The sequence below is a fragment of the Paenibacillus filicis genome, assembly GCF_038070315.1.
Classification (GTDB): Bacteria; Bacillota; Bacilli; order Paenibacillales; family NBRC-103111; genus Paenibacillus_G; species Paenibacillus_G filicis.
This window is the reverse complement of sequence record NZ_JBBPCC010000009.1, coordinates 196,311-221,909: the sequence shown is the minus strand read 5'-3', so window position 1 is coordinate 221,909 and position 25,599 is coordinate 196,311. Positions and strand designations below refer to the sequence as shown.

Below are 25,599 nucleotides of genomic sequence, written 5' to 3'. Positions count from 1 at the left end.
TTATCGTTTTAAATCGTAGTTAACACTAGAGTCGTAGATTCTTCTCACTTCATTTTGTCCTAGTCCACCTGCTGATTTATTGCTAAGGTAAAGCCTATCAACTTCCTCAATAGCAATATCGCCTTTTGGTAAAAGTTGACCTGAAATATATCGGAAATCATGTTTCCCTGCAGTCATATTAGGGATTTTACCAGACATATAGGCCTCATTTTCTTCTACATATTCACTGAAGTTGTGTAGCATATATGGTTTGCCTTGCTGCCTTGCCTCATTTGATTTCAGTTCAATTTGATTTGATACAAATACCCCGCATGTAAAGAAGGCGTTTGGCTTTTCCAGGAGATCAGCCACCAAATGATTAACAGACAATAGAGCATAGCTAGCTGTTGGAGTATCTGTTCTGTTTGTATAAACCCCTTGAATGTCTGAATACAGCCAACGCATATTATCCTTAATCAAGGATCGATTCGGATCATGTGGATCGTCCATATCTATGACCACATATTTCTCCACTTCGCAATATCCGTTTGAACCTGTGTACTTCATGTTATCAGTATTAACCCGTCGCCCATTATATTTGTAGGCACCAAGAAAATACTCCGGCAGCATCGTAAAAACATTCGTCTTATGCCAAAAAATCTCAGCCTCCGAGATCGCATACTTGTCCGTCTCCAGCTTCTTGCCGGACTTAACATCCAAGATCCGGTTCAGGACCGTGATAGACTGCGCCCGCGTGGTCTTCCCTTCCGGAGCAATGTCCCCCGGCGCCACGCCATGGATCAGACCGGCCTTCGTCGCTTCCCACATCCACTGGTTGTAATCGACAGGCTGATCCAGCTTCCAGCCGCTCGCACGTACCGCAATCTTCGCCATGTCCTGACGCGGAATAGGCTCGTTCCAGGTGCCGTCCTTAAAATCATCATCATACACACCAGCTTTTTTTGATGCCTCTAAATAAGGGACATACCAGTTATCTCCCGCAGCTGGCTTCACTGGGAGCTGCAGCGCCCTGGCTGTGATAGCCATAAACTCGGCGCGCGAAATCGTTGCATCTGGTCTGAAGCTCCCGTCCGGGTACCCATCGACATACCCGAGCTTGACAGCAGCCTCGATCGAGTCGCCAGCCCAATGGCCAACAGTATCAGAAAAAGCAGCACACGTGGAATTAACATGCCCTTGAAGCCCCATCACAGCAGAAAATACGGTTATCATAATACCCTTTGTCACTTTATTCATTACAATCTCTCCTTAATTTAGACGGATGAAATCCGAGATTTTTAAGCTCATATGTATAAATAATCTTTCGAAGAAAGCCTTACAAAAAAAGAAAACATATCGTTCTCAATATAGCACATCATTGTTATATTTTCTTTCATTTTCCACATTTTATGGATTACCTAACTTAGTCCTAACTTCCACTTTACCATCGCGTACTTGCAATTGAACTTCTCCATCTCGATCCGTCCGGTACACCGCGATACGACGCTGCTTTAAGCGCTCTGTCACTTGTGGACTCGGATGTCCGTACGTGTTATGAAGACCTGCACTAATTAGTGCGACACGAGGCTGCCAAACATCTAGCCACGTTTCCGAAGTAGAGGACTTGCTGCCGTGATGAGCCACCTTCAGCACATCGATCGGCTGCTCCATGAGCGAAATTGGCAGCTTGCTTCCCGAGGCAGCCTTCCAGCGTGTAAGCAGCTCGTCTTCCTCCCGGACGCCGATATCCCCTGTAAACAACCAGCGCGTGCCCGCAAGTTCCATCAGGAACACCAGGGACACCGGATTTTGATCCGATTTCAATTCGACCTGCTCCCTCTCCCCGGCCTGTCCGGCAAAAGGAGCCAGGAAATACAGTTCCAGCTCCGAGCTAACTTTCAGCCGGTCGCCAGCTTGAATAGGAACCAACTGCGTGCCGTGAGCCAATGCAGTCCGAAATAATTGTTCGACTCCGGGAATCGGCTTCAGCGTCCCGTTGAACAGCAGGCGCTTCACAGGGATATGCTCCAGCACCGCCTGCAAGCCTCCGAAATGATCCGCATCCTGATGAGTCAGGATCAGCTCATCAATCTGTTGGACTCCCCGCTTCTTCAGAAGAGGAACCAGCAGTTTGCGGCCAACCTCGTACGGATCGCTGCGGTTTTTCCATTCCTCCCCCGGCTTGCGGAAGCTCACGGTGCCCCCTCCGTCCACAAGTAACGTATGGCCGGAGTTCCCCGTACGGATCAGAATACTGTCGCCCTGCCCCACATCCAGCGTTTGCACCATCCCTTGCGGTGGCGACCTCCATTCAGGCCGGTAACCCACCCACAGCAGGGCTGCGAATAACAGGACCAGGCCCGGCACCAGCAGCTTGCCATTCCATGCCTGCAGCCTTTCTTTCCAGCGCATCGTCTGCCAGGTATCCAGCATGGGACCTTCCTTGGCTGAACTCCGACCTTTCAGAACCGCCTCCACCGCCAGAACGCTACCCGTTAGCAATCCATAGTACCCGATGATCCATAGCAGCGAGGGCGTGGGCCATATCGTTTGGGAGCCGGGCAGTTCGCCCGACCACTGAACGGTAGCGAACAGCAGACGGTTGACTTGCCCTACCGGCCAGGCCAGCCAGCCTCCTACCGTAGAGGATACTAAGCCCACCAGCATAGCGGTCGTCCCGACAGGCATCGTGAAAGAACTAAACACTGGCACAAGTGCCAGATTGGCTGCGAAAGACAAGAGCGAAAACTGATTGAAATAGTAGATCGTCAGCGGAAAGGATACGAACTGCGCCACTAGCGTGATGGCCAGAGCATCCCGCCATTTTTTATTCCTCACGGGCAGCATCCCGCTTACCCGGGATACCAGAACGATAATCCCAAGGGTGACCAGAAAAGATAATTGGAAGCTAACATCCGTGATGTAGTAAGGATTCCACAGCAGCATCACCAGGCCGACAATCATAACCAGATGCAGGCCATCCTTGAGACGATGACGGTACGCGGCATATAAGCCGATCATAGCCATTAAGCCAGCCCGAACGATAGACGGGGCCGCCCCCGTCATCGCGATATATAAGGGCAGCAGCGCCATCGCCGTCCAGAGATACGCCTCACGAGTCATCCCGATTCGCCGCAGCAGCCAGATGACGCAGGCCAGAAAGATTGCGACGTTTAACCCCGAGATCGCGATAATATGCGTAAGTCCTAACCGGGAGAAGGAATCGAACTGCTCCGGCTCGATCTCATCCGTTAAGCCGATCAGCATCCCTTTCATAAACCCCGCCTGCCCCGCCGGAAACAACCGGTCAACCACGGCACCTAATCCGAAACGCACATCGTCATTCCAGCGCGCCAATCTCCACCAGCCCCAGTCGGACTGCGAGGGCTCCGTCACTTGAACACCCTCCAGACCTTTTCCACTCAGCTGCCAATGAATATGCTGCTGCTGCAAGTAACCCCGGTAGTCGAAGGCTCCAAAGTTCCGCGCCTCCCCAGGGAGCTTCAGGATACCACTCAGCTCAATCCGGTCCCCCCGCTTCCAGGCCAGCGCCATCCGCTGCTCCGTCTCCTGCAGCAGACGGATAGACACCTGCACCCGCTCTCCCTTGCCGGACGAGGTAACGTCCCACACGGGAGTCCTGCCTTCAGAGGGCAGAGATTTCCTGACATCGGACTCCCCATTCTCCTCGGGCCTTGGGCTGGAACGATTCCCGGATACAGTCTGTTCAACCGCCTTCACACCAGCCGATACAGCAGACTGACCATCGGCCTGCTCAGGCAACTCCACGCGCTCCGCCACCGCCTGGAACATAACCTTATCGCCATCTACGTTAACAGGCGTATCGATCCGGCCAACAAATCGGACACCGTCCACTTCCTCCACGGCCGGAGGCGGCGTGATCAGCGTGCGATTGCGGTTATCGAACATGCCGTACCACCCAGCAGCTATGCAGACGATCAGTACGGCCGCCAGCACGAGACGTCCGCGCGGTTTTCCGCTCCACACCAGCAAGAGCAGCAGCAAGCCGCCAAAAAGCAAATACAGAGACGCTTGCCGAAGAAAACTCCATTCCATCGCGGCCGCATAGCCCAGCGTCCAGCATACGGTGAGCCAGACGACGGGTCTGGACGTCCACCCCAAGCTTCCTGCTTCGCGCAAAGCAAAGAACCCCCTTTCCCTATCGCTAGGTAAAAGGAGGTTCTTCCTCACAATAAACGATATTTAATTATGCACATCGGCGATCGTACCCGGCGGAGGCTCGTAGCCCTCCATCCTGCGGAATCCGATCCCCTTTTGCTCCATTAACGCGCCGACCTTCTCGCTGTCTTTTGGATATGAACGGTGGTATATGATCTCGGTGATCCCGCTGTTCGCCAGCATATTGGCGCAGGTCCAGCAAGGCTGATCGGTGACGTAAACGACCGAGCCCTCGCGATCTTCGCGGTCGGTGAAGAGCAGAAGGTTCTGCTCCGCGTGAATCGTGCGGATGCAGCGCTGCTTCTTGACCACCTGCTCCTGCCCGTCAGTCTGGACCAGCTCAAACTCCTCCACCAGCATGCAACCGGCCTCCGAGCAATCCGAAACTCCAGAGGGGGCGCCGTTATAGGCGGTACCGAGCAGCTTCTTACCCTGCACAAGCACCGTCCCTACATGCCGGCGGCTGCATTGGGAACGGGTCGAGGCCATATACGCGATATCCATGAAATAAGTGTCCCAGTCCTTGCGGCGTGCCATGGCGATGCTTCCCCTTTACTGCTGGCTGGCCTGGATGGCCTGCTCCAGATCGTAGATAATGTCATTAATCGACTCGGTGCCAATGGACAGACGGATCATGCCCGGAGATACCCCGGCAGCTTCCTGCTCATCGCCGGACAACTGCTGATGGGTCGTGCTCGCCGGGTGGATAATGAGCGACTTGGAGTCGCCGACATTAGCCAGGTGGGACAGCAGCTTCACGCCGTTGATCAGCTTGCGGCCCGCCTCGATACCGCCCTTGATCCCGAAGGTCAGGATCGCGCCCTGGCCCTTCGACAAATACTTGAGTGCATGCGCGTGGGAAGGATGGCTCTCCAAGCCGGAATAGCTGACCCACTCGACCGCTTCATGCGCTTCCAGGTACTTGGCGACAGCCAATGCGTTGGAGCTATGGCGTTCCATGCGCAGATGCAGGGTCTCCAGCCCCTGCAGCAGCAGGAACGAGTTGAACGGGGAGATGGCAGCTCCCATATCGCGGAGAAGCTGTACGCGCGCCTTGATAATGTAGGCGATAGGACCTACTGCTTCCGTGTAAACAACGCCATGATAGCTCGGGTCCGGCTGAGTCAGTCCAGGGAACTTATCCCCCTTCGTCCAGTCGAAGCGTCCGCCATCAACGATGACGCCGCCGATGGAAGTACCATGTCCGCCGATAAACTTCGTAGCGGAGTGAACGACGATATCCGCGCCATGCTCGATTGGACGGCACAGGTACGGGCTCGGGAACGTGTTGTCCACGATCAGCGGTACCCCATGCTCATGGGCGATCGCAGCCACAGCCTCAATATCCAGCACATCGCCGCGCGGGTTGCCGATGGTCTCCGCGAAGAAGGCTTTCGTCTTGTCCGTGACCGCTGCGCGGAAGTTTTCAGGATTGGACGAATCGACGAACTTCACCGTAATCCCGAGCTTTGCCAGCGTATTGGCAAATAAGTTATACGTACCGCCATACAGACTGGCCGAAGATACGATCTCATCTCCTGATCCAGCAATGTTCAGAATCGAATATGTAATCGCCGCTTGGCCAGAAGCCGTAGCCAGTGCAGCCGGTGCGCCTTCCAGGGCCGCTACCCGCTTCTCGAATACATCCGTAGTCGGGTTCATCAGACGGGTATAAATATTGCCGAACTCCTTCAAAGCGAACAAATCTGCGGCATGATCCGTGTCACGGAAGCCGTAGGAGGTCGTCTGATACAGTGGGACTGCTCTCGACATCGTGGTGGGATCGATTTCCTGGCCGGCATGAACCGCTAATGTTTCCAAATCAAGCTTGCGTTCTGACATCGACAAAGTCCTCCTTGCGAATGGTAGGTATTGGTGTAGTTTCCTCTCCATTCTCTCATATTCCCGGTTAAAACGAAAGCGGTTGCTGATAGATTGGCAGATTCATAGCATCTTTATTAAGGTGCTACCGTAATAAGCGGCTCCAGCTTCTTGAACGTCTGCGCACCGATTCCCTTGACCTGCTTGAGCTGATCCACCGAACGAAAGCCTCCTAGCTTCTTGCGCAGCTCCAGAATGGCCTGAGCCTTGCTTGGACCAATACCTGGCAGCGCAACGAGCTGCTCGGCCGTGGCCCGGTTCAGATCCAGCTTGCCTCCAGAGGACGCTCCCGTCTCCGTCGCCATCGCCGGAGTACCCGGCTGCTGGACCGCCGCAGCGCTGCCTCCCACGCCGACGTTCTGTGCCCCAGCTCCTATTCCGGCATCCGTAAGAGCGGGTCCCGCTGAGCCCAGCTCCTTCATAGCTCCGCCAGCCGGATTCTCGGCGGCTCCATTCTCCGACTGTGCCGTGCCGGGTGCAGTTCCAGCTGTCGTTCCCCCGGCTCCGCCCGGTGTACCAGCACCAGCACCAGCTGCCGCCTCTCTCTGCCCCTGCGCCGGGGAACCGGCTCCGGACTTCGCCGTCCCCGCTACAGTCCCCGGCTTTGCAGGTCCTTTGCCCGTGCTTGCGGCAGCCGAGCCGGTCTCATCGTCCCGCTCCTGCAGCAACCGCCGCATCTCCTCATCTACGGCGATAAAGCCTGCCTCCGGCGCTGCAGCCAGCATAAAGCGAAGCGCAAGCACCAAGACAAGCACCGCCCCGGCTCCAGCCACGATCCACCATATGTCCGTCGTCCTTCCCTGCTGATGGACATTCATCGGAAATCCTCCCTTCATTTGTCAACAATTTGGTCTAGTTCAAAGCTTCCCTTCATACAATGGAAAAAGGCTGCAGTCCAAACAGGGGGGGATGATCATGCGAGTAGGATTCATAGGAACAGGCAGCATGGGAAGCATACTCATCGAAGCGTTTATCCGGTCCGGTGCGCTTAACCCGGAGCAAGTCGTTGCGACGAATCGCACACTGTCCAAGGTCGAACGTTTGGCCGAGCATATTCCGGGGCTGCAGGTCGCCCGTTCCAATAAAGAAGCCGCCGAAGGCTCGGATCTTTTATTTTTGTGCATCAAGCCCTTGGAATTCAAAGAGGTGATTGAGGATATCCGCCCTGTCGTCACGGGGGAACAGCTAGTCATCTCCATCACAAGTCCCGTTTTGCTCCGCCATCTGGAAGAGCAGCTTCCCTGCAAAATCGCCAAAATCATTCCGAGTATCACGAACTACGTGCTTAGCGGAGCCGCCTTATGTATCTACGGCAACCGCACCATGCCTGAGGATGAGGTGCTGCTGGAGAATCTGCTGTCCCATATCGGCTCGCCCATTCGCGTGTCCGAGCAGTACACCCGCATCTCCTCCGACCTAAGCAGCTGCGGCCCCGCCTTCCTCGCCTATTTTATTCAGAAGTACGCGGAAGCTGCCGTTAACGCTACCGGTATATCGGAAGAGGAAGCGACGCTGCTCGCCAGCGAAATGACACTGGGGACCGGCAAGCTGCTGACGACAGGAGGATTCACTCCAGCTACCTTGCAGAAGCGTGTAGCCGTCCCGGGCGGCATAACCGCTGAAGGTCTCCGTATAATGGAAAAAGAGCTGGGCGGGGTCTTCTACGACCTGATCCGCACAACTCATGCAAAGTATGATGAAGATGTGGAAAAGGTGGAAGCCCGCTTCTTCGGGACCCAAGTCGACTAGAACGCGATGCTTTCACGTCTTTTCCGTATGAACCGCAGGGCCGGCGTCCGCAGATGCCGCCCCGTGCGGTTATTTGTATGCAGCCGGTTAGCCGACCACAATATTGACAAGCTTGCCCTTCACCACGATCACCTTGCGGACCGTCTTGCCTGCTGTTGCATCCTTGACCTTATCCAGTCCAAAGGCCAATTCCTGCAGCGCCGCCTCGTCAGCGTCGGCCGCCACGCGTACACGATCCGCGATCTTGCCGTTCACCTGAACGACGATCTCGACCTCGTTGTCGACGGTCCAAGCTTCGTCGTAGACCGGCCACGCTACATAGGTCACGCTCTCGGTGTGACCCAGCTTCTCCCACAGCTCTTCGGCCAAGTGAGGCGCAAGCGGGGACAGCAGCTGAACGAAATGCTCCAGTGCCGCTTTCGGCAGGCGGTCGGTCTTGTAAGCTTCGTTGATGAAGATCATCAGTTGGCTGATGGAAGTATTGAAGCGCAGTGCCTCGTTATCCTCCGTCACCTTCTTGATCGTACGGTGCCAGATGCGCTTGAACGACTCGCTGCCCAGCTCCTCGTTCGCATCGATCTTCGGATTCAGCGCGCCGTCTTCGCCGACGAACAAACGCCACACCCGGTTCAGGAACCGGTAAGTACCTTCTACGCCATTGACGTTCCATGGCTTCGTCGCTTCGAGTGGCCCCATGAACATCTCATACATACGCAGCGTGTCTGCCCCATATTCGTTCACGATCTCATCCGGGTTAATGACATTACCACGGGATTTACTCATTTTCTCGTTGTTCTCGCCCAGGATCATACCCTGGTTCACGAGCTTGTGGAACGGTTCCTTCGTCGCGACTACGCCGAGATCGTACAGCACCTTGTGCCAGAAGCGAGCATACAGCAAGTGAAGGACGGCGTGCTCCGCTCCGCCGATATACAGATCGACCGGCAGCCATTTCTTCTGAAGCTCCGGCGAGCAGATGGCATCGTCGTTCTTCGGATCGATGAAGCGCAGGTAGTACCAGCAGCTTCCCGCCCATTGCGGCATCGTGTTCGTCTCGCGGCGCGCCTTCTGCCCGGATACCGGATCGATGGTCTCAACCCACTCCTTGACGTTAGCCAGCGGGGACTCCCCGGTACCGGACGGCTTGATCTCATCCACCTGCGGCAGCAGCAGAGGCAGCTGATCCTCCGGCACTGTCGTCATCGTGCCGTCTTCCAGATGGAGAATCGGAATCGGCTCACCCCAGTAGCGCTGACGGCTGAACAGCCAGTCGCGCAGACGGTACGTCACTTTGCCTTGACCTTTGCCTTCGGCCTCGAGACGCTCGATCATCGCGCTGATCGCCTGCTCGTTGTTCAGTCCGTTCAGGAAATCGGAATTCACGTGAGGACCGTCTCCGGCATATGCTTCCTTCGCAAGTTCCCCGCCTTCGACAACCTCTATGATCGGCAGATCGAACTGCTTGGCGAACTCCCAGTCACGCTGGTCATGACCCGGTACGGCCATAATCGCACCCGTTCCATAGCCGGCCAGCACATAATCGGCGATCCAGATCGGCACCTGTGCACCGCTGACGGGATTAACCGCATACGCGCCCGTGAATACGCCTGTCTTGTCCTTCGCCAGGTCCGTACGCTCCAGATCGCTCTTACGCGAAGCGCGCTCCTGGTACTCACGGATCGCATCCGCCTGCTCCGGTGTCGTAATCTTCGCAACCAGCTCATGCTCGGGAGCCAGCACACAGTACGTAGCACCGAACAGCGTGTCCGGACGAGTTGTAAAGACCTTCAGGCCTTCGCCATCATGTCCTTGGATCGCAAAGGTCACCTCTGCGCCCTTGGACTTGCCGATCCAGTTGCGCTGCATATCCTTGATGCTCTCGGACCAATCCAGCTCCTCCAGATCCTCCAGCAAGCGCTCGGCATATTCCGTAATTCGCAGCACCCACTGACGCATCGGCTTGCGGACGACCGGATGGCCGCCGCGCTCGCTCAGGCCGTCGATAACCTCTTCGTTAGCCAGCACCGTTCCGAGCGCCGGACACCAGTTAACGGCAACCTCGTCCACGTAGGCCAATCCTTTGTTGTACAGCTGGATGAAAATCCACTGCGTCCATTTATAATATTCCGGGTCCGTCGTGCTGATCTCGCGGTCCCAGTCATACGAGAAGCCGAGCGATTTGATCTGACGGCGGAATGTTTCAATGTTTTTCTTCGTAAAATCGCGCGGATCATTGCCCGTATCCAGTGCGTACTGCTCTGCCGGCAGGCCGAATGCATCCCAGCCCATCGGATGCAGCACGTTGTAGCCGCGCATCCGCTTGTAGCGCGATACGATATCCGTTGCCGTGTAGCCTTCGGGATGGCCGACATGAAGTCCGGCTCCAGACGGATATGGGAACATATCGAGCGCATAGAACTTCGGCTTGGAGTCATCCTCCAGCACCTTAAACGTCTTGTTATTGTCCCAGTACTGCTGCCATTTCGGCTCAATGCTCTGCGGGTTATACCCTTGATTGTCTCTCGTTTCCTGTGCCATAACAACTGCTCCTCCTTCAATTCAAGCAAACAAAAAAGCCCTCATCGCTAGCTTGCGCTAGGGACGAGAAGCTTTGATTTCCCGTGGTACCACCCTAGTTGACGGCAGGCATGCTTTGCCTCACGTCCACTCGATCCCCTTAACGCGGGGCACACGATCCGGTTACGAACGGCGCTATCCTCAAGAATAGCCGCTTCGTCATCACCTTCTGGCTCCAGGATGAGTTCGCTTAGGCGCCGCTGCCGGTTCGCACCACCCACCGACTCTCTGATAACGGATACCGAGCTACTAATTCCTGTCACTGCCTTCTTATCCATGCAATTACCCATCATTATATGTAAAACAAATCCTGCCTGTCAAGTAGCGGCTCGCCATCTACCGCCAGCTTCGCGGTTCTGCGTTTAAGCAGCAGCCTCCGCTTACATCTGGCCCGCCCGGCTTACTTCATAGCTCCTGGCCTTGTGACCAGGCTCCGCATGCAGTCAACCCCTATAAATTCAAAAATTCCTCTAGTTTCAGGGTTACCCTACCTGCAAATGGAACATACTTGATAACTAGGAATGGAATGAACGGAGGGATCGACAATGCGCGGTTTGGTCAATGGATTGCTGCTGTCGCTGCCGCTCTGGGGCATCTTGCTCGCTATGCTGCAGCTCATCCTGCGCCTGCTCCATGGATAGATCTAATGCCTCAAAACATAAACAGTCCGCCAAAACTATGTAATCAGGGAAATGGCGGATTTTTAATTTGGCGTATGACATCGAAGACGCTCGTGCCGCTGTCCCGGATGCAGCCAAGGCGCTGAAGCTCTCGTTCGGAGCTTGATCGAATAAGAAAAAGAGAGACCCCGGCTCCCGTTTTCACGGAACAGAGGTCTCTCTTCTCTCTAGCTTACTTCGGCTTCACCGCAACGAAGAAGGCTCGCTCTGTATCTTCCGCCAGACTCATCCATGTGAAATCCGCGTACACGGATACGTCGGCAAAACCGGCATTCCGCAGCTCCTGCTCGATGAATGCGGGGGGATAAGCCCGCTGTACATGCGTCTCATCGACCCGGTAGAAGCGCTCTTCGCGCTCCTCCCTGCCTGGCCTCTCCACTTCCTTGGCGAATACGGTCAGCGCGTGCTCGATCTCGCAACGCTCCTCATCGAATTCACAGGTCCAGATATAGGCGACATCATCCTCATTGAGCAAAAAAGGCTGAGCCTCCGCATACGAGCGAAGCTGGTGGGGCGTATGCATATCGAACATAAAGATCCCGCCCGGTGCCAGCGCCTCAAACGTATGACGAAAAGCAGCCACCAGTTCCTCCGGCTCCAACAGATAATTAAAACAATCGCAGAACGATACGACCGCATCCGTCTGCCTGCCCAGCGACCATTCCCGAATGTCCTGCTGCAGGAGCAGCAGACTACCGCCCTGCTTGCCCGGCTCCAGCCGTGCAGCCTCATCCGCCTTATGTCTGGCGATAGCCAACATATCCTCCGACAGATCGATGCCGGTCACTTCATACCCGAGCTGTACCAGCGGGACGGACAAGCTGCCCGTCCCGCAGCCGAGATCGACAACCGTACGCGGTTCACCTTGCTTATGCCAGCATTGACGGGCAAATTCCAGCCACTCGTCATAGGGCATGTCCTCCATCAACCGGTCGTACACATAGGAAAACTGCTCATAAGCCATAGGACTCCCGCTCCTTTCTTGCTAAGACGCTACCCGCCATGATGCGGCTCCGCCCAAAAGAAAACCGGCTGCAACCGTTAAGAGTCGGCAACCGGTGATTGTTGTTCCTGTTTCAGATACGTCCAGCTTCCGTCCTGCGTGACGAGGCCTTCCTTCATCAGCTTGCCTAGCGCCCGCTTGAAGGCGGATTTACTCATCCCGAAGCGCTGGCTGATCAGATCGGCCGGCGTCTCATCCGAATAAGGCATCGCTGCGTTAGGACGCTCGCGCAAGAAAGCCAGCAGCTTCTCGGAGTCCTCATCCCGCACGAATTCCTTACGCTCGCGCATCGACAGGTTGACATTGCCGTCCTCCCGCACGAAAGCTACACGGACCTCCACCTGCTCGCCCAGACGCAGCATCCGCGTACGCTCGGTCGAGTGAATCAGCCCGATCACGCCAAACCCTAGCACACCGGCATCGCACACAACGAACGAACCCATCTGCAGCGGCTTGTACACACGCGCTTCGACGCGGCGGTTTTTCCAAACCTGCGGCGCAGGCACGCATAGCTTGCGTAGCTGCTCCTCACCGGCGAGTCTGGCGACCAGCCTGCCCTGACGGTCATGCCCTAGCACGACGAATACCTTGTCGCCTACCTTCGGATGAAGCTCCTTCAGCTCAGGCAGCTCGCGGAATGGCAGGAGCAGGTTGCGGCCCAGGCCCATTTCGAGAAAACAACCGAAACGCGGATGGATATCGACAACCTCCAGCAGCGCAACCTCGTCCAGCATAATCAGCGGCTTGCGCAGCGTCGCTGCCAGACGGTCCTCTGTATCGTGGAACAGGAAGGCTTCAACCGGCTCTCCAATCTGGATAGCCGTGCCATTCGTCTCGCTATAATGCAGCAGTACATCCGTTGTCCCGTCCGTCAGAAAGTAGCCGTGCGGAGATACCTCCCGGGCTACCTCCAGACGGCGAATCGTTCCGGCTTCCAGCGTCATACCCGTTCAACCACTTTCGCATCGGACCACAGACGCTCGATGTTGTAATATTCGCGCTCGTCGCGGTGGAACACATGCACGACGACATCCCCCAGATCGATCAGCACCCAGCGGGCGGTGTCCATGCCCTCCAAGCCGCGCAGCCGTGCGCCCTGCTCCTCGGCACGCTTGCGGATTTCCGTCGCAATCGCTTGTACCTGGGTTTCCGAATTCCCGTGACAAATAACAAAATAATCGGATATCAACGAGATCCCGATCAGATTCAAAGCTACGAGATTCAATGCTTTCTTGTCTTCTGCCGCATCAACGGCAAGCTTCATTAATGCTTCTGGTTGTATGGTCATTCCGTTTCCTCCCTTATTGTCCGTTCAATTCGAGAGCCGATTCTACTGGTCCAGCTCAAGAATAAGTCCATTACGCGCTTCCAGCGTCAATGGATAAATCCGTTTCCCCTTGTCCAGCAGAAAACGGATGGTGCCGTCGAAGCCGGCGAGCAAAGCCTTCTCCAGACTATGTTCGGCTTCCTGGCGAATAATATGCACATGCGGGAAATCCCGGCCAGGCTCCATATAATCGGCCAGACAGACGACCTTATCGAGACCCGTCATCTGCGCACGGCCGGATGTATGATACCGGATCGCATCCAGCACCTCTTCGTCCTCCACGCCGTAGCGGGTCTTGGCAATCCAAGCTCCTGCATGCGCATGCCACAGCTCCTTGTCGTAATCGAGCAGATCCAGCGGTAATCCGTTATCCCGGATGATCGCGGCCTGCTCGTCTACGCGCCAATACTTGCACACATCATGCAGAATGGCTGCCAGCTCCGCCTTCACCGGATCTTCCCCGAAACGCTCGGCAAGCAAGACGGAGGTTTCCATCACGCCGAGCGTATGCGCCCAGCGCCTCTCCGGCATCTGTTCTTTGACCGAAGCCACGATCTCTTCACGCTTCATACAACCGGTTCACCTCGATATAATGGTTTACCTGATCCGGTACCATGTAGCGGACCGGCAGTCCGGCTGCTCTCCGCTCGCGAATGCGGGTGGAGGACAGCTCGATCTGCGGCATCGATGCCAGCCGAACGGATGCCCGGATATCCGGAGGCAGCAAGTCAAGCCCTGCATCGAAGCCTGGCCGCTGCAAGCCGACGAACGTGACGAGCTTCGCCAGCTCCCCGATCCTGACCCACTTGGGCAGGTAGCGGACCATATCCGCGCCGATGATGTAATAGAATTCATGCTCCGGGTACTCGCTGCGGAGCAGGAGCACGGTCTCGATGCTGTAGGACACGCCGCCCTTCTCTAGCTCGATTGCCGTCGCGCGGAACCGGTCGTAGCCTTCGATAGCCAGGCGCACCATCTCCAGCCGTTGATGCGGTGCCGCACCCTTGGACTGAGCCTTATGCGGAGGCACATTCGTCGGCACGAACCATACCTCGTCCAGCCCCAGCTCCTCGCTCACGCTTTGCGCGGCCAGCAGATGTCCGATATGAATCGGGTCGAACGTGCCGCCCATGAGTCCAATCTTCATCCGGCTCACCTCTTTGCCAATAAAACTTGCATGCCCTGCGTATGGCCCGCAGTTCTAGGGCAGCTCGATCGTCTTGTTATCGCGGGATTCCTTGTACAGCACGATAGTCCGGCCGATTACCTGCACAAGCTCAGCGCCTGCGCCTTCCGCCAATTGCTCCGCCACCTCGTGACGGTCATCCGAATTATTATTGAGGATCGATACCTTGAGCAGCTCCCGCACTTCGATCGCCTCGGCGATGTGACGGATCAGATGGTCGTTGACGCCGCCCTTACCGACTTGAAAAATCGGGGTCAAATGATGCGCTTGTGCGCGCAAAAATCTTTTTTGTTTACCAGATAGCATATTCGCAAGTTCCCTTCTTCTTTACACTGTTGCTTGAATTCAGTCCGTATGCCCGAACGAGGCCAGCACAACCTCGCGCATCGCCTCGGTCGGAGCAGGCTTGCCCGTCCAGTATTCGAAGGCATACGCCCCCTGGTAGATAAACATGCCCAGTCCGCTATGAATAACTGCACCGCGCTGATCGCGGGCTTCTCGCAAAAATCGGGTCAGCAGCGGATTATACACCAGGTCGCTAACGACCACTCCTTCGGGAATCAGCGAGATGTCCATCGGACTCTCGTCGACGTTTGGGTGCATGCCGACGGACGTGTTGTTGACGATCAATGCGGCTTCTCCGGCTAGCTGTCCGATCTCATCCAGCCCGTGGCCGGACACGCTGCAGAAGCTGCTCATGGAATGAGCCAGTTCCTCCGCCTTGGCCTTCGTACGGTTCGCAATGTAGATATGAGCCGCACCTTCCTTGCCGATGGCGTAGCCGACACCGCGAGCCGCTCCGCCCGCTCCGAGCATCAGCACCTTGCGGCCGCGCAGGTCCAGCCCCGTTTCTTCCTTCAACGAGCGCATATAGCCGATACCATCGGTATTATACCCCGTTAGTTTGCCGTTATCGTTAACGATCGTGTTGACCGCTCCGATGATCCGGGCACCCTCGTCGATTTCATCCAGATAGTCCATCACTTCCAGCTTATGCGGCACCGTGACATTGACACCGCGGAATTGAAGCGCGCGGATACCCGCTATCGCGTCCTTCAATGTACCCGGCAAAATATGAAACGCGCCGTAAGCAGCATTGATACCGCTAACCTCGAATGCGCGGTTCAGCATAACCGGCGACTTGGAATGCCGGATCGGATCGCCGAAGACGCCAAACATCACGGTGTGGCTGTCCAGCTCCGTTCTCGGTGTCCGAAGCGTCTCTCCTGCATGAAGCTCCCCCATGATCGATGCTCCTCTCCCCTTAAACAAACGGCGACCGGCTACCGGAATCGGCAAGCCGGCTCGTTACAAATCATGCAACACGAAAACGGATGCCGCTTCCACCAGCTATCCGTATCCGGCCGCATCCTATACTCGGCTTTTTCTAGATCAGCGTTTCCCGCAAAGCAACCTTGACGCCCTTGGGCACATGAATAATAAGGTCGGCTCCCGCCTCGCTGTTGGCTTTAATCCAGCCGATTCCCGAGACTGACACGTCCATTGGCTTGCCCTTCGGAACCCGGATCGTATGCTTCGTGAGCGGTGGCAGCAGCTCCAGCTCCTCCAGAGACGGAGGCGTCAGCATCACGCCCCGATGCTCCTCGTACAGTGCGTCCGCCTTTTCCAGCTTGGTCCGGTGGGCCTTCAGCGCATTGGACACATAGAAGGTGAACGATTGGCGCTCTCCTTGAACGAAGTCGAACCGCATCAGACTGCCGAAGAATATGGACTGCTTCTCATTAAGCTGAAACACCAGCGGCTTCACCGGTTTATCCGGCATCAGCTTCATCAGATCTTTCTTCCCGACAAGCTCCGTCATCCGGTGCTTGTAGACAATGCCCGGCGTATCGATAATCGACGAGCCGTCATCCATCGGAATCCGCACGAGATCGAGCGTCGTACCCGGATATTGCGACGTAGTCAGCTCGGCATCCAGGTCGCTGTAATCACGGATGAGACGGTTAATCAGTGTCGACTTGCCGACATTGGTCGCTCCGACGACATAGATGTCGCGTCCCTTGCGGTGCTCTTCGATCGCCTCGATCACCCGCTCGAAGCCCATGTTTTTCTTGGCCGAGCATAGCACGACTTCGACGACACGCAGGCCGGCTTCCTTCACCTGGCGCTGCACCCAATTGAGAATACGGTTATAATTCGTCACCTTGGGCAGCAGGTCAATCTTGTTGACGACGAGCACGATCGGATTGGTGCCGACAAAGCGCGCCAGCCCCGAGATCATGCTGCCTTCGAAATCGAACAGGTCGACGATGTTCACGACCAGAGACTCTGTCGAGCCTACATGCGTCAGCAGCCGCAGGAAATCGTCCTGATTGAGCGTGATGCTCGACGATTCATTGTAATTTTTGATCCGGAAGCAGCGCTGACAAATCAGCGGAGTACGGCTCAAAGCGGAAGCGGGCACATAGCCGAGCTTCTGGACATCTTCAGTCTGTATACGTACCCCACAGCCTGAGCAATAAAGTTCTTCTTGTTGCGTTTGTTCGCGGTCAAGCGTCATACGTTCCCTACCTTTTCATCATCATTAATGCGGCTTTCTCAATTCGCCGGTTGACTTTCGTAAAGAAGCCTTCGTCCGCGATCGCAATCGGACTTACCAGGATCGTATACAGTCCGAGCCGGTTGCCGCCAAGCACGTCCGTCAGCATCTGATCGCCGATGACCATCGTCTGCTCGGGCTGCAGCTTCATCAGTTGAAGCGCTCTGCGGAACGATACGTTCGTCGGTTTTCTCGCCTGATAAATAAAAGGCAGGGATAACGGCTCAGCGAACTTGGTTACTCTGTCACGCTGGTTGTTCGATACAATGACAACCTGAAATCCGATCTGGCCCACTACCTTCAGCCAATCGATCAACTCCGGTGTCGCGAGCGGCGCCTTGGCCCCCACCAGCGTATTATCCAAGTCCGTAATAATGCCTCGGTATCCCTGCTTCCATAACATATCCAGTTCAATATCGTAGATGCTGTTAACCTGTTTGCGCGGAATAAGCTTATTCAGCAATGCGTTCACCTCAAGAAACGATAGCTATATACGTCAAACTATACCATACTTGTCCTTTTGCATGCAAAGAGGGAATCCCGCGTTTGTTGAAACTTCCATACCCAGAACTGCGTTTAAATGGTATAAGATGGGTTTAATCGATTGGATCGACACTTCACGAAGGGAGATCTGTATGATTACTATAGTCATATTTTTTTGCCTGGCTGCCTTGTACTTCATCATTCGCTGGGGGATCGATTCCTCTCAGCTTACCTGGCTGCAGAAGCAGCAGCTCAAGGAGCTCCGGGAGATCCGCAGTCTGCTGGAGCAACTGCGAGAGGATAAAAAAACCTAACCTGCCGCTTCCAGCCTGAGCTTCCGATACCCGCTCCAAAAAAACCCCATCCTCATGGACGGGGGTGTTCGGTTCGGTCTACATCTGCGACCGGAGCTTCTCGACGATCTGTGCCGTCTGGCGCCAGTCTTCCTCCGTAATCTCTTCCTTGCCGTACTTGGCCTTCTCAAAGTGATTCAGCACAATATCCAGCTCGCCCTTCATCCAGCGGCTCTTGGTTGTCCAGCGCCGGACCGCTTCACGCAGCGTCTCATGCTCCTCGCGGATATAGCCGTGGCGGCGGAAAATGCGGAGCAGGCGCTCGCACTCGACGATCAGCTTCTGCTTCAACAGCGAAGCGCGGCGGCGGCGAACCTTCTCTCTCAGCAGATCTACCAGCTGCCAGCGCCGCACGACGAAGGCCATTAGCGCGAGGACCGCCAGCACGGCGCCGCCAATCGTGTAATAATGAGGCTTGACTACGGGCTCGGATACAACCGGAACATCCTCAGGGAGCGGAGGCGCGGGCGTCGTATCCACGACCGGCTCGTTGACCGGAAGCGCCCGAGGCATGGTAAAGCCTGCGGTCGGCTCGAACGGCACCCAACCGTAGCCGCTGAAGTAGACCTCTACCCATGAATGCGCGTCAGAATTGCGCACCGTGTACAGACCCGCTGCATTCGGATCGATAGCCTCCTCAGGCACGAAACCGAAGCTTGGCTGCTCGATGGCCGTCGTGCCGGACGAATAGCCTTTGACCCAGCGGGTAGGAAGGCCGACGGAACGGGAGAGAACCGCCATAGAAGTCGAGAAGTAGTCGCAATAGCCCTGCTTGATTTCGAACAAAAACCGGTCCACGAAGTCGCGGCTGCGACCCTTGGTCAGATCGGGCTTGTTCGTGTACGAATAGTTCAAGTTCAGATACTGCTCGATCATCTTGGCCCGGTCATAATCGTTGGTCGCGTTCTTCGTAATCTCCTGGGCCAGCGTACGCACCCGCTCCGGCAGTTGATCAGGAAGCTGAAGATACGGAGCTAGCTCCTGGCGCGGCGTTTCGCGGGTCAGACTGCGAAGCGCAGCTTCGTCGATGATCGGCAGCTGCGAGACGATCGTATACGTCTTCGGATAAGGGACGCGCTCGCTATAGCGGAGCTCGCCCTGCGAAGGCGACCACTGGAGCGCATCGAAGCCGAGCCGTCCTCCGTTCAGCTCCAGAACTCGCTGGGCCGCATAGGCACCGAACAGCACCGGGTACTTCTCATCTGTCAGCAGCGTAACCGTCTGGGTCACTTCCAGCGTCTTCATCTGGTCTCCAGGCAGCTTCAAGTCCGTTGCGAGCGGGCTGTCCGCTCTGACCTGTGTCCAGGTTCCACGCTCCTGCTCGCTCTGCTGCCAGCCGCGGCCGGTGTACAGAGCGAGCGACTCTCCGCGCCAGTATCCGCGGTGCGTCGTGTTGACGGTCATTACCGGCGTATAGTCGAATTGGAAACCGCTGCCCAGAAAACGATCGTTGCGGCTGTAGCCCGATGAGGCATCCAGCGCATCCAGTGCTGCGGATACTTGGACCCCCTTGCCCGTCGAGAAATTCATGGGCTCGCCTCTGTAGGCGCGCCATGCCGTGTACGGATCCATGAAAGCCGGTCTCACTTCCGGCATCGCAATCCCGACCAGCAGCGTCAGAATAATGAGGACGGCAACCGGTGCTACGATAGAGACCGGATAATCGGCCAGATGCCTCCAGGCGGCAGGGTCCTTTTGCCGGAGGCGGCGGAAGTGCGCCAGAATGACCAGGAATAGTCCACAGCCGACCATGACCGCCACCTGAGGCCACAAGTAGACGGAGGAGAAGGAATCCCGGATGCACAGCGTCAATACGCTCCCGACCAGCAGAAAGTAAATACGCCACTTGGACTCCACCCACCAGATCAGCGTGAGATATGCCACCCAGGCTCCCAGCCCGAACCATAAGTAAGGGGTCAGCTCATATAAGTTCAGAAACAGCTTGGAAGAAAAAAAGCTGCCCAGCGTCATAGGCTCGATAACTTTATAGCTTTGAAGCACCGTCACTTGAATGAACACGATTCCCATCAGCTGCAGAATCCCGCGCAGCATCCAGTGCAGCCACGGAATATGCTCCAGGATGGCTACGGTCAGCAGCGTCAGCTGGACGACCACAACCGTCTCAGGCAGCCACCAGTAATCCTCTTTCTGGAACCAGAAGACGAGCTGGAGCAGGTACAAGCCGCAAAGCAGTACCGTCAGGCGGTGCGGCCACTGATCGAACAGCAGTCTTTTACGCCAATTCATCGTTGCACCGCTCATTCTCTCCGACCTCCCAGCTGACCAGGCAGCTCACTAAGCTGCTGGATGGGATAACAGCCGATACCGCGGCTCTGAAGCTGCATCGTCCAGCCCTCCTGGCGAACCCCGGGAGGGGCGATCCAGATATGGCACGGACTCATCTGCTGCTGCTTGAGCCACAGAAGCACCTGCAGCATCGGCTCTCCGTATGCGGAGCTGATGATCGTCAGGAAGCTTCCGGGCGCAAGCCGCTGCACCTTATCCTTCAGCACGGTGCGCAGGGGGGACGTGGAATCCGCCTCCACATCGATCAGATGCTGCAGAACAAGCTGATGCTGATTTTGGCCATGCCTTGCTTCGAATAGCGACGTTTCCTTGCCTCCCGACACGAGGCCTAGGGCAATGCCACGGTTGGAGCCGTATTGGAACAGTGAGGCTGCGGCCGATACCGCCAGCTCGAATTGCTCCTGATCGTCATACGCCAGCTGCGCTCGGTCCAGAATGACATAAGTCCGCGGCAGGGACTCCCGCTCGAATTCCTTGGACTTCCAAGTTCCCGTCTTCGCCGTCGCATTCCAGTGAATCCGCGAAATCCGGTCTCCGTATATATATTCCCGGACGCCGTTGATCTGCGTCGTCTCGCGTGCGGACCGGGTTGTTGTCGAATGATGGTTCGTTCCCTTCATCATCTGGTTGAACTGCTGCCACTCCCGGATCTGAATCGTTTGCGGCAGCACAGAGATACTCTGGGCCAGCTCCACCTGACCCCGGTGCTCGAACAAGCCGAATATATCCTCGGTCACGCATTCGAGGCGCTCGAACAAATAATGGCCTCTGCGCAGTGCCGGCGTCCGGTATTCCCACTCCGCACGTCGCCGCCAGTCGGGCACAAGCGTCGTTTCGAAGGTCAGCTCGCGCCCGTTTTTATGAATGAGCCGGTCCTTGACAAATACGTACGGGATCGGCCAGAAGCCGGGGATCGTCAGCTTCACCTTGACACCGAGCGTCGTCCCGGCCTCGAAGATCGAGCCTCCATCGGTTGCCAGCATACTCCGCGATCCCTGGGTGCGCTTGATGCCGCTCCACTGGCCAAGCAGCAGATAGATGCTCAGCAGCAGCATAATCACGAACAGCATCAGCGCCAGCTTCCCGCCCTGGAACAGCAGGAAGCCCAGACTTCCGAGCAGAGCGGCGCCGACGGCCCAGAACTTGCGTCCGTAGCGCGGACGTTCGAACCATTTATGAACGAGCGTCGTTCTCATCTCATCACTTCTCCCAACGTACGGGCACCTTCACTTGCTGGAACACCGACTGCAGGACAGAGGAAACAGACGCTCCTTCCATGCGCGCTTCCGCCTGCAGAATCAAGCGGTGTCCCAATACGTAGGGAGCCAGAAATTTAATATCATCGGGGATCACATAATCGCGCTGCTGCAGCAGCGCGTAAGCCTTGGAGGCCTGCACCAGAGCAAGCGTAGCCCGGGGGCTCGCGCCCAGATACAGAGACGGGTGCTCGCGGGTTGCCCTTGTGATGGCGACCAGATAAGCGGCCACAGCTTCTTCCAGATGCACTTGCTTCACCTGCTGCTGCAGGGACAGAATCTGCTCGACATCGGAGACAGCCTCCAGCCCGTCGAGCGGATGGGAGATGCTCTGCGAGATGATCATGCGGGTCTCCGTCTCTGCATCCGGATAGCCAAGGCTGAACTTCATCATGAACCGGTCGAGCTGCGCTTCCGGCAGTGTATAGGTGCCCTCGAAATCGATCGGATTCTGCGTAGCAAGCAGCAGGAACGGCTTCGGCAGCTCATGCGTCTCGCCGTCGACCGTCACCGATCTCTCCTCCATCGCTTCGAGGAGGGCGGATTGCGTCTTGGTGGTGGCCCGGTTAATCTCATCGGCCAGCAGAATATGAGTCATGATCGGTCCCGGCCGGAATATGAAAACCTCATCCTTCGGATGGTAGATAGATACTCCAGTAATATCGGTAGGCAGCAGATCCGGATTGCATTGAATGCGTCGGAACTGGCCATGAATCGATTTGGCAAGCGCTTTGATCAGAACGGTTTTCCCTGTCCCAGGCACATCCTCCAGCAGGACGTGACCGCCCGCCAGCATAGCCGTCAGCAGCAACGAAATTTCATCGGACTTACCCAGGATGCAAGATTCCAGGTTGGCCTGAATATGCTTTAACGCTTGTACATCGTCTCGAATCATCGTTTCCATCAGCCGTTCCTCCTTGTGATGTCCATGGCTTGCCATTTGTCCATACAAAAGGTATACGCAAGGCCTGTGTAAAAGGTTCGTTTGCATGGTGTACTTTCCATTGTACCGGATTCAAAAAACATCGTATACGTGTAAAATTGATGAATTTGTTTGGAGAAATGCAAAAAAGCTCCTTCTCAGGAGCTTTTTCGCTTGCAGCTTCAGTTATACGAGGGGTCCCCTCTGTGCTTTAACCCTGCGGCTTGAAGACGAGAGCCGCCAGAAATGAGAAAATAATCGCCGCGGATATCCCCGCGCTCGTCACCTGGAAGATCCCCGTAATAATGCCGATCGCTCCGTGGTCCTTCAGCTCGGTGAGGGCGCCGTTAACCAGCGAATTGCCGAAGCTCGTGATCGGCACCGTAGCCCCGGCACCTGCAAATTCGATGAATTTATCGTAGAGGCCTTTGTCACCGTAAGGAATGGCTTCTACTAATGCCCCTGCTACGACGAGCGTACTCATCGTATGCGCCGGCGTCATCCGGAACACGTCGATCATGATCTGGCCGACCACGCAGATCGCACCCCCGATCACGAATGCCCATATAAATTGCATCCAGTTCATTGTGTTACACCCCGCTTTCGATGGCTACCGCATGCGCGATGCCCGGAATACTTTCGCCTTGCTGGAAGGACAATGGCGAGAGCAGCGCGCCAGTGGCGACTACAAGCACCCGCTTCAGCTCCCCCTTCATGAGCCGTTTGTACAGATGACCATACGTGACCGTAGCCGAGCAGCCGCAGCCGCTGCCGCCCGCCTGAACCTGCTGCTTGTTCACATCGTAGATCATCAGCCCGCAGTCCTTGTACGTGGTATTGCCGATCGGGATCCCGTGCTTGTTCAGCAGGTCGACGGCGATATCATAGCCGACGGTCGCCAGGTCTCCGGTCACGATCAGGTCGTAGTACCCCGGGTCACGATCGAAGTCGCGGAAATGCGACTGCAGCGTGTCGACGGCCGCCGGCGCCATCGCCGCTCCCATATTGAACGGGTCCTTGATCCCCATATCGACGACGCGGCCGATCGTCGCACCGGTGACGACCGGTCCCCTGCCATGCTTGCCGACTACCGCGCAGCCCGCCCCTGTCACCGTATACTGCGACGTAGGCGGCTTCTGCGAGCCGTATTCCGTCGGATAACGAAACTGCTTCTCCGCCGTGCTGTTATGGCTGCAGGTTCCGGCCATCGCGTACTGCGCATAGCCGCCGTCCACCATCATCGAGGCGATCGCGAGGCCCTCCATGGAGGTGGAGCAGGCGCCGAAGATACCCAGGTACGGAATTTGCATCGTTCGCACCGCGAAGCTGTTACTGATGATCTGATTCATCAGGTCGCCGCCCACATAGAACTGCACATGCTCCTTGGTCAGCCCTGCGTTCTCGATCGCATGCTGCGCCGCTTCCTCCATCAGCTTCTTCTCGGCCTTCTCCCAGCTGTCCTGGCCCAGCTTGGTGTCGCCGTGCACGATATCGAACTGATCGGCCAGCGGCCCGGCTCCCTCATCCGGTCCCACCACCGTACCGGTGCTGAGGATCACGGGCTTGCTTGCAAATTCCCAGCTTTGGTGGCCCTTCAGCATCTTATTGCCCTCCTATGCCAAGCATCCAGTGCACCATGCCGACCACGAAGGCAGCCACGGTGCCGAATACGATGACCGAGCCCGCCAGCTTGAACATATTGCCGCCTACGCCCAGCACGTACCCTTCGCTTCTGTGCTCCAGTGCAGCGGAACAAACTGAGTTGGCGAAGCCCGTTACCGGAACGGCAGACCCGGCTCCCGCCCACTGGGCCAGCTTGTCATATACGCCGAAGCCCGTCAGCAGCACGGAGATAAAGATCAGGACCGCCACGGTCGGATCGCCGGCAGTCTTCTGGTCGAAGTCAAACCAGCGCATAAAGCCTTCCTTAATAAACTGCCCGACAATGCAGATCAGCCCTCCGACCAGGAAAGCCCGCATGCAATTGACAAAAACCGGCCGGGCCGGCTCCCGCTGCTTGGCCAACTCCTGATACTCCTGCTGCGTCCACGTGAGTTTCTTCATCTTTGACTTGGTTGACATATTAGCGGACACCCCTTTCGTCTCTATGTACTTAGGTTTTCAGCAGCGGCTCGGCCTGCCGGATGACCTCCGCCATCTGCCGCATCGAATTCTCATACATCGCCTTCGCCTCCGGCTGCCGGGTGCTTAAGCCGAACAAAGCCAGATCGGCCTCGCATTTCTTCAAGGTCGCGAGCAGCAGCGGCTTCACCGCCGGTTGCGGAACCTTGATGACATCATCATACAAGTCCACCGTCAGCTGCCCATAGCTGTCGGCTTGTCCGAGGAATACATTCTCTTCCGTCACGCCTATTTTCTCCAATTCGGTTTGCAGCCATGCGCGGCTTAGTCCCGCTGTAGCCAAAGGCTCGTCCATAATATTGCCGTCGATGATGACGGCTTGCGGTTCGCTTTCCGGCGCTACCTTGATCCCGAGATGCTTAGGGGTTAGCGGCTGGTTTTCCCGCTTGAGCAGAATGCTCAGATCGCCGCTAGTCTCCAGTATGGCGAATTCCACGTCCGCTACGCTGAATACACTTTTGTTGCGGAGCTGCTCCAGCAGCTCATCTGCCGTATACCGCTCCTTCTTCAGGTTGTCCTCCATGATCTTGCCTTCCTTGATCATGACGGTCCCCTTACCCTCCACCCATTCGCGCAGCCGCTTGCTCTTGAGCGTCAGAAACTCGAAAAGAAAGGGAATCAAAAACCAGATCATGATCGCGATGACGCCGTGCATGAAATGGGCCTCCAGATCCGTCGAGATAAAGCCGGCCAGCTCCCCGATCGCAATCCCGGTCATATATTCGAAAAAGGTGAGCTGCGAGATTTGCTTTTTACCTAAAATCCGCGTGATCGTAAACAAAATGACAACTGCGGCAAACGAGCGCAGCGCAATATTCATCCATTCTGCCAAGACTTTCGTTCCCCCTTTACCAGAAATCAAATAGTGGATATGGAGTAGAGTTTGCCTGTTTTCACAAAATTATGATAACTGGGGCTCCTATTCGGCAGTGGGTAATATTGACATTCATGGATCACGGCACTTTGTACATATTAGGAGGCGGGAGGTGATTCA

At 56.2% G+C, this 25,599-nt stretch carries 24 protein-coding genes and 1 other annotated feature; of the genes, 2 read left to right on the top strand and 22 right to left on the bottom strand.

Annotated elements, in window-relative coordinates:
- The 5 genes from WMW72_RS15845 to WMW72_RS15825 form a co-directional block, all read right to left on the bottom strand.
- Positions 1 to 1,236 (bottom strand): S-layer homology domain-containing protein, encoded by a 1,236-nt coding sequence (locus WMW72_RS15845; RefSeq protein WP_341416475.1) that lies wholly within the window; start codon positions 1,234 to 1,236, stop codon positions 1 to 3.
- 150 nt (positions 1,237 to 1,386) lie between these two features.
- Positions 1,387 to 4,140, bottom strand: a complete 2,754-nt coding sequence (locus tag WMW72_RS15840) for a DNA internalization-related competence protein ComEC/Rec2 (protein WP_341416474.1) — start codon at positions 4,138 to 4,140, stop codon at positions 1,387 to 1,389.
- Between the two features lie 63 nt (positions 4,141 to 4,203).
- Positions 4,204 to 4,716, bottom strand: coding sequence for a deoxycytidylate deaminase (locus WMW72_RS15835; protein WP_341416473.1), 513 nt, complete (start codon positions 4,714 to 4,716; stop codon positions 4,204 to 4,206).
- A 15-nt stretch (positions 4,717 to 4,731) separates the two neighbouring features.
- Positions 4,732 to 6,021, bottom strand: coding sequence for a homocysteine synthase (locus WMW72_RS15830; protein WP_341416472.1), 1,290 nt, complete (start codon positions 6,019 to 6,021; stop codon positions 4,732 to 4,734).
- Between the two features lie 116 nt (positions 6,022 to 6,137).
- On the bottom strand, positions 6,138 to 6,878 hold the full coding sequence (locus WMW72_RS15825; RefSeq protein ID WP_341416471.1) for a ComEA family DNA-binding protein: 741 nt from the start codon (positions 6,876 to 6,878) through the stop codon (positions 6,138 to 6,140).
- 97 nt (positions 6,879 to 6,975) lie between these two features.
- Here WMW72_RS15825 and comER point away from each other — a divergent pair, with 97 nt between their 5' ends.
- The gene (gene comER / locus WMW72_RS15820; protein ID WP_341416470.1) at positions 6,976 to 7,809 is read left to right on the top strand and encodes a late competence protein ComER; all 834 of its coding nucleotides are present in this window, start codon (positions 6,976 to 6,978) and stop codon (positions 7,807 to 7,809) included.
- 87 nt (positions 7,810 to 7,896) lie between these two features.
- Here comER and leuS read toward each other — a convergent pair whose 3' ends face one another.
- The 10 genes from leuS to WMW72_RS15770 all read right to left on the bottom strand — a co-directional run bounded on the left by leuS (position 7,897) and on the right by WMW72_RS15770 (position 17,605).
- Positions 7,897 to 10,347, bottom strand: a complete 2,451-nt coding sequence (leuS, locus tag WMW72_RS15815; RefSeq protein WP_341416469.1) for a leucine--tRNA ligase — start codon at positions 10,345 to 10,347, stop codon at positions 7,897 to 7,899.
- Positions 10,348 to 10,403: 56 nt separating this feature from the next.
- Positions 10,404 to 10,658 (bottom strand) — a binding site (T-box leader).
- A 580-nt stretch (positions 10,659 to 11,238) separates the two neighbouring features.
- Positions 11,239 to 12,030: a class I SAM-dependent DNA methyltransferase gene (locus WMW72_RS15810; RefSeq protein WP_341416467.1), complete on the bottom strand. Its 792-nt coding sequence runs from the start codon at positions 12,028 to 12,030 to the stop codon at positions 11,239 to 11,241.
- Between the two features lie 77 nt (positions 12,031 to 12,107).
- Positions 12,108 to 13,013, bottom strand: coding sequence for a CvfB family protein (locus WMW72_RS15805; RefSeq protein WP_341416466.1), 906 nt, complete (start codon positions 13,011 to 13,013; stop codon positions 12,108 to 12,110).
- Positions 13,010 to 13,357 (bottom strand): ribosome silencing factor, encoded by a 348-nt coding sequence (rsfS, locus tag WMW72_RS15800; protein ID WP_341416465.1) that lies wholly within the window; start codon positions 13,355 to 13,357, stop codon positions 13,010 to 13,012. Before rsfS ends, WMW72_RS15805 begins: the two co-directional genes overlap by 4 nt.
- 42 nt (positions 13,358 to 13,399) lie before the next feature.
- Positions 13,400 to 13,966, bottom strand: coding sequence for a bis(5'-nucleosyl)-tetraphosphatase (symmetrical) YqeK (yqeK, locus tag WMW72_RS15795; RefSeq protein WP_341416464.1), 567 nt, complete (start codon positions 13,964 to 13,966; stop codon positions 13,400 to 13,402).
- On the bottom strand, positions 13,956 to 14,543 hold the full coding sequence (locus tag WMW72_RS15790) for a nicotinate-nucleotide adenylyltransferase (protein ID WP_341416463.1): 588 nt from the start codon (positions 14,541 to 14,543) through the stop codon (positions 13,956 to 13,958). The genes yqeK and WMW72_RS15790 overlap by 11 nt, the downstream gene beginning before the upstream one ends.
- Positions 14,544 to 14,597: 54 nt before the next feature.
- Positions 14,598 to 14,888: a ribosome assembly RNA-binding protein YhbY gene (gene yhbY, locus WMW72_RS15785; RefSeq protein ID WP_341416462.1), complete on the bottom strand. Its 291-nt coding sequence runs from the start codon at positions 14,886 to 14,888 to the stop codon at positions 14,598 to 14,600.
- Between the two features lie 39 nt (positions 14,889 to 14,927).
- Entirely contained in the window at positions 14,928 to 15,827 is a 900-nt protein-coding gene (locus WMW72_RS15780; RefSeq protein WP_341416461.1) for a shikimate dehydrogenase, read from the bottom strand.
- Positions 15,828 to 15,969: 142 nt separating this feature from the next.
- Positions 15,970 to 17,103, bottom strand: coding sequence for a ribosome biogenesis GTPase YqeH (gene yqeH, locus WMW72_RS15775; protein WP_341416460.1), 1,134 nt, complete (start codon positions 17,101 to 17,103; stop codon positions 15,970 to 15,972).
- A 7-nt stretch (positions 17,104 to 17,110) separates the two neighbouring features.
- Positions 17,111 to 17,605, bottom strand: a complete 495-nt coding sequence (locus WMW72_RS15770) for a YqeG family HAD IIIA-type phosphatase (protein WP_341416459.1) — start codon at positions 17,603 to 17,605, stop codon at positions 17,111 to 17,113.
- A gap of 172 nt (positions 17,606 to 17,777) precedes the next feature.
- Here WMW72_RS15770 and WMW72_RS15765 point away from each other — a divergent pair, with 172 nt between their 5' ends.
- Complete coding sequence (locus WMW72_RS15765) at positions 17,778 to 17,939, top strand: hypothetical protein (protein ID WP_341416458.1); 162 nt, start codon at positions 17,778 to 17,780, stop codon at positions 17,937 to 17,939.
- 78 nt (positions 17,940 to 18,017) lie between these two features.
- Here the strand turns inward: WMW72_RS15765 and WMW72_RS15760 are convergent, their stop codons facing one another.
- The 7 genes from WMW72_RS15760 to WMW72_RS15730 form a co-directional block, all read right to left on the bottom strand.
- Entirely contained in the window at positions 18,018 to 20,240 is a 2,223-nt protein-coding gene (locus tag WMW72_RS15760; RefSeq protein WP_341416457.1) for a transglutaminase TgpA family protein, read from the bottom strand.
- On the bottom strand, positions 20,237 to 21,481 hold the full coding sequence (locus tag WMW72_RS15755) for a DUF58 domain-containing protein (protein ID WP_341416456.1): 1,245 nt from the start codon (positions 21,479 to 21,481) through the stop codon (positions 20,237 to 20,239). Before WMW72_RS15755 ends, WMW72_RS15760 begins: the two co-directional genes overlap by 4 nt.
- Positions 21,482 to 21,485: 4 nt before the next feature.
- A complete protein-coding gene (locus WMW72_RS15750) occupies positions 21,486 to 22,445 on the bottom strand; it encodes an AAA family ATPase (protein ID WP_341416455.1) in 960 nt (319 codons plus the stop codon).
- Positions 22,446 to 22,674: 229 nt separating this feature from the next.
- A complete protein-coding gene (spoVAE, locus tag WMW72_RS15745; protein ID WP_341416527.1) occupies positions 22,675 to 23,040 on the bottom strand; it encodes a stage V sporulation protein AE in 366 nt (121 codons plus the stop codon).
- 13 nt (positions 23,041 to 23,053) lie between these two features.
- Entirely contained in the window at positions 23,054 to 24,064 is a 1,011-nt protein-coding gene (gene spoVAD / locus WMW72_RS15740; RefSeq protein ID WP_341416454.1) for a stage V sporulation protein AD, read from the bottom strand.
- 1 nt (position 24,065) lies between these two features.
- The gene (gene spoVAC, locus WMW72_RS15735) at positions 24,066 to 24,545 is read right to left on the bottom strand and encodes a stage V sporulation protein AC (protein WP_341416453.1); all 480 of its coding nucleotides are present in this window, start codon (positions 24,543 to 24,545) and stop codon (positions 24,066 to 24,068) included.
- Between the two features lie 31 nt (positions 24,546 to 24,576).
- Positions 24,577 to 25,437 carry a DUF421 domain-containing protein gene (locus WMW72_RS15730; RefSeq protein ID WP_341416452.1) on the bottom strand — a complete coding sequence of 287 codons (861 nt, stop codon included), beginning with the start codon at positions 25,435 to 25,437 and terminating at the stop codon, positions 24,577 to 24,579.
- Positions 25,438 to 25,599: the final 162 nt, after the last annotated feature.

Excerpts from the sequence above, each read along its gene's own strand:
- WMW72_RS15845 (WP_341416475.1), bottom strand. The coding sequence starts at position 1,236 with ATGAATAAAGTGACAAAGGGTATTATGATAACCGTATTTTCTGCTGTG.
- WMW72_RS15835 (WP_341416473.1), bottom strand. The coding sequence starts at position 4,716 with ATGGCACGCCGCAAGGACTGGGACACTTATTTCATGGATATCGCGTAT.
- WMW72_RS15830 (WP_341416472.1), bottom strand. The coding sequence starts at position 6,021 with ATGTCAGAACGCAAGCTTGATTTGGAAACATTAGCGGTTCATGCCGGC.
- WMW72_RS15825 (WP_341416471.1), bottom strand. The coding sequence starts at position 6,878 with ATGAATGTCCATCAGCAGGGAAGGACGACGGACATATGGTGGATCGTG.
- comER (WP_341416470.1), top strand. The coding sequence starts at position 6,976 with ATGCGAGTAGGATTCATAGGAACAGGCAGCATGGGAAGCATACTCATC.
- leuS (WP_341416469.1), bottom strand. The coding sequence starts at position 10,347 with ATGGCACAGGAAACGAGAGACAATCAAGGGTATAACCCGCAGAGCATT.
- WMW72_RS15810 (WP_341416467.1), bottom strand. The coding sequence starts at position 12,030 with ATGGCTTATGAGCAGTTTTCCTATGTGTACGACCGGTTGATGGAGGAC.
- WMW72_RS15805 (WP_341416466.1), bottom strand. The coding sequence starts at position 13,013 with ATGACGCTGGAAGCCGGAACGATTCGCCGTCTGGAGGTAGCCCGGGAG.
- rsfS (WP_341416465.1), bottom strand. The coding sequence starts at position 13,357 with ATGACCATACAACCAGAAGCATTAATGAAGCTTGCCGTTGATGCGGCA.
- yqeK (WP_341416464.1), bottom strand. The coding sequence starts at position 13,966 with ATGAAGCGTGAAGAGATCGTGGCTTCGGTCAAAGAACAGATGCCGGAG.
- WMW72_RS15790 (WP_341416463.1), bottom strand. The coding sequence starts at position 14,543 with ATGAAGATTGGACTCATGGGCGGCACGTTCGACCCGATTCATATCGGA.
- yhbY (WP_341416462.1), bottom strand. The coding sequence starts at position 14,888 with ATGCTATCTGGTAAACAAAAAAGATTTTTGCGCGCACAAGCGCATCAT.
- WMW72_RS15780 (WP_341416461.1), bottom strand. The coding sequence starts at position 15,827 with ATGGGGGAGCTTCATGCAGGAGAGACGCTTCGGACACCGAGAACGGAG.
- yqeH (WP_341416460.1), bottom strand. The coding sequence starts at position 17,103 with ATGACGCTTGACCGCGAACAAACGCAACAAGAAGAACTTTATTGCTCA.
- WMW72_RS15765 (WP_341416458.1), top strand. The coding sequence starts at position 17,778 with ATGATTACTATAGTCATATTTTTTTGCCTGGCTGCCTTGTACTTCATC.
- WMW72_RS15760 (WP_341416457.1), bottom strand. The coding sequence starts at position 20,240 with ATGAGCGGTGCAACGATGAATTGGCGTAAAAGACTGCTGTTCGATCAG.
- WMW72_RS15755 (WP_341416456.1), bottom strand. The coding sequence starts at position 21,481 with ATGAGAACGACGCTCGTTCATAAATGGTTCGAACGTCCGCGCTACGGA.
- WMW72_RS15750 (WP_341416455.1), bottom strand. The coding sequence starts at position 22,445 with ATGGAAACGATGATTCGAGACGATGTACAAGCGTTAAAGCATATTCAG.
- spoVAE (WP_341416527.1), bottom strand. The coding sequence starts at position 23,040 with ATGCAATTTATATGGGCATTCGTGATCGGGGGTGCGATCTGCGTGGTC.
- spoVAD (WP_341416454.1), bottom strand. The coding sequence starts at position 24,064 with ATGCTGAAGGGCCACCAAAGCTGGGAATTTGCAAGCAAGCCCGTGATC.
- spoVAC (WP_341416453.1), bottom strand. The coding sequence starts at position 24,545 with ATGTCAACCAAGTCAAAGATGAAGAAACTCACGTGGACGCAGCAGGAG.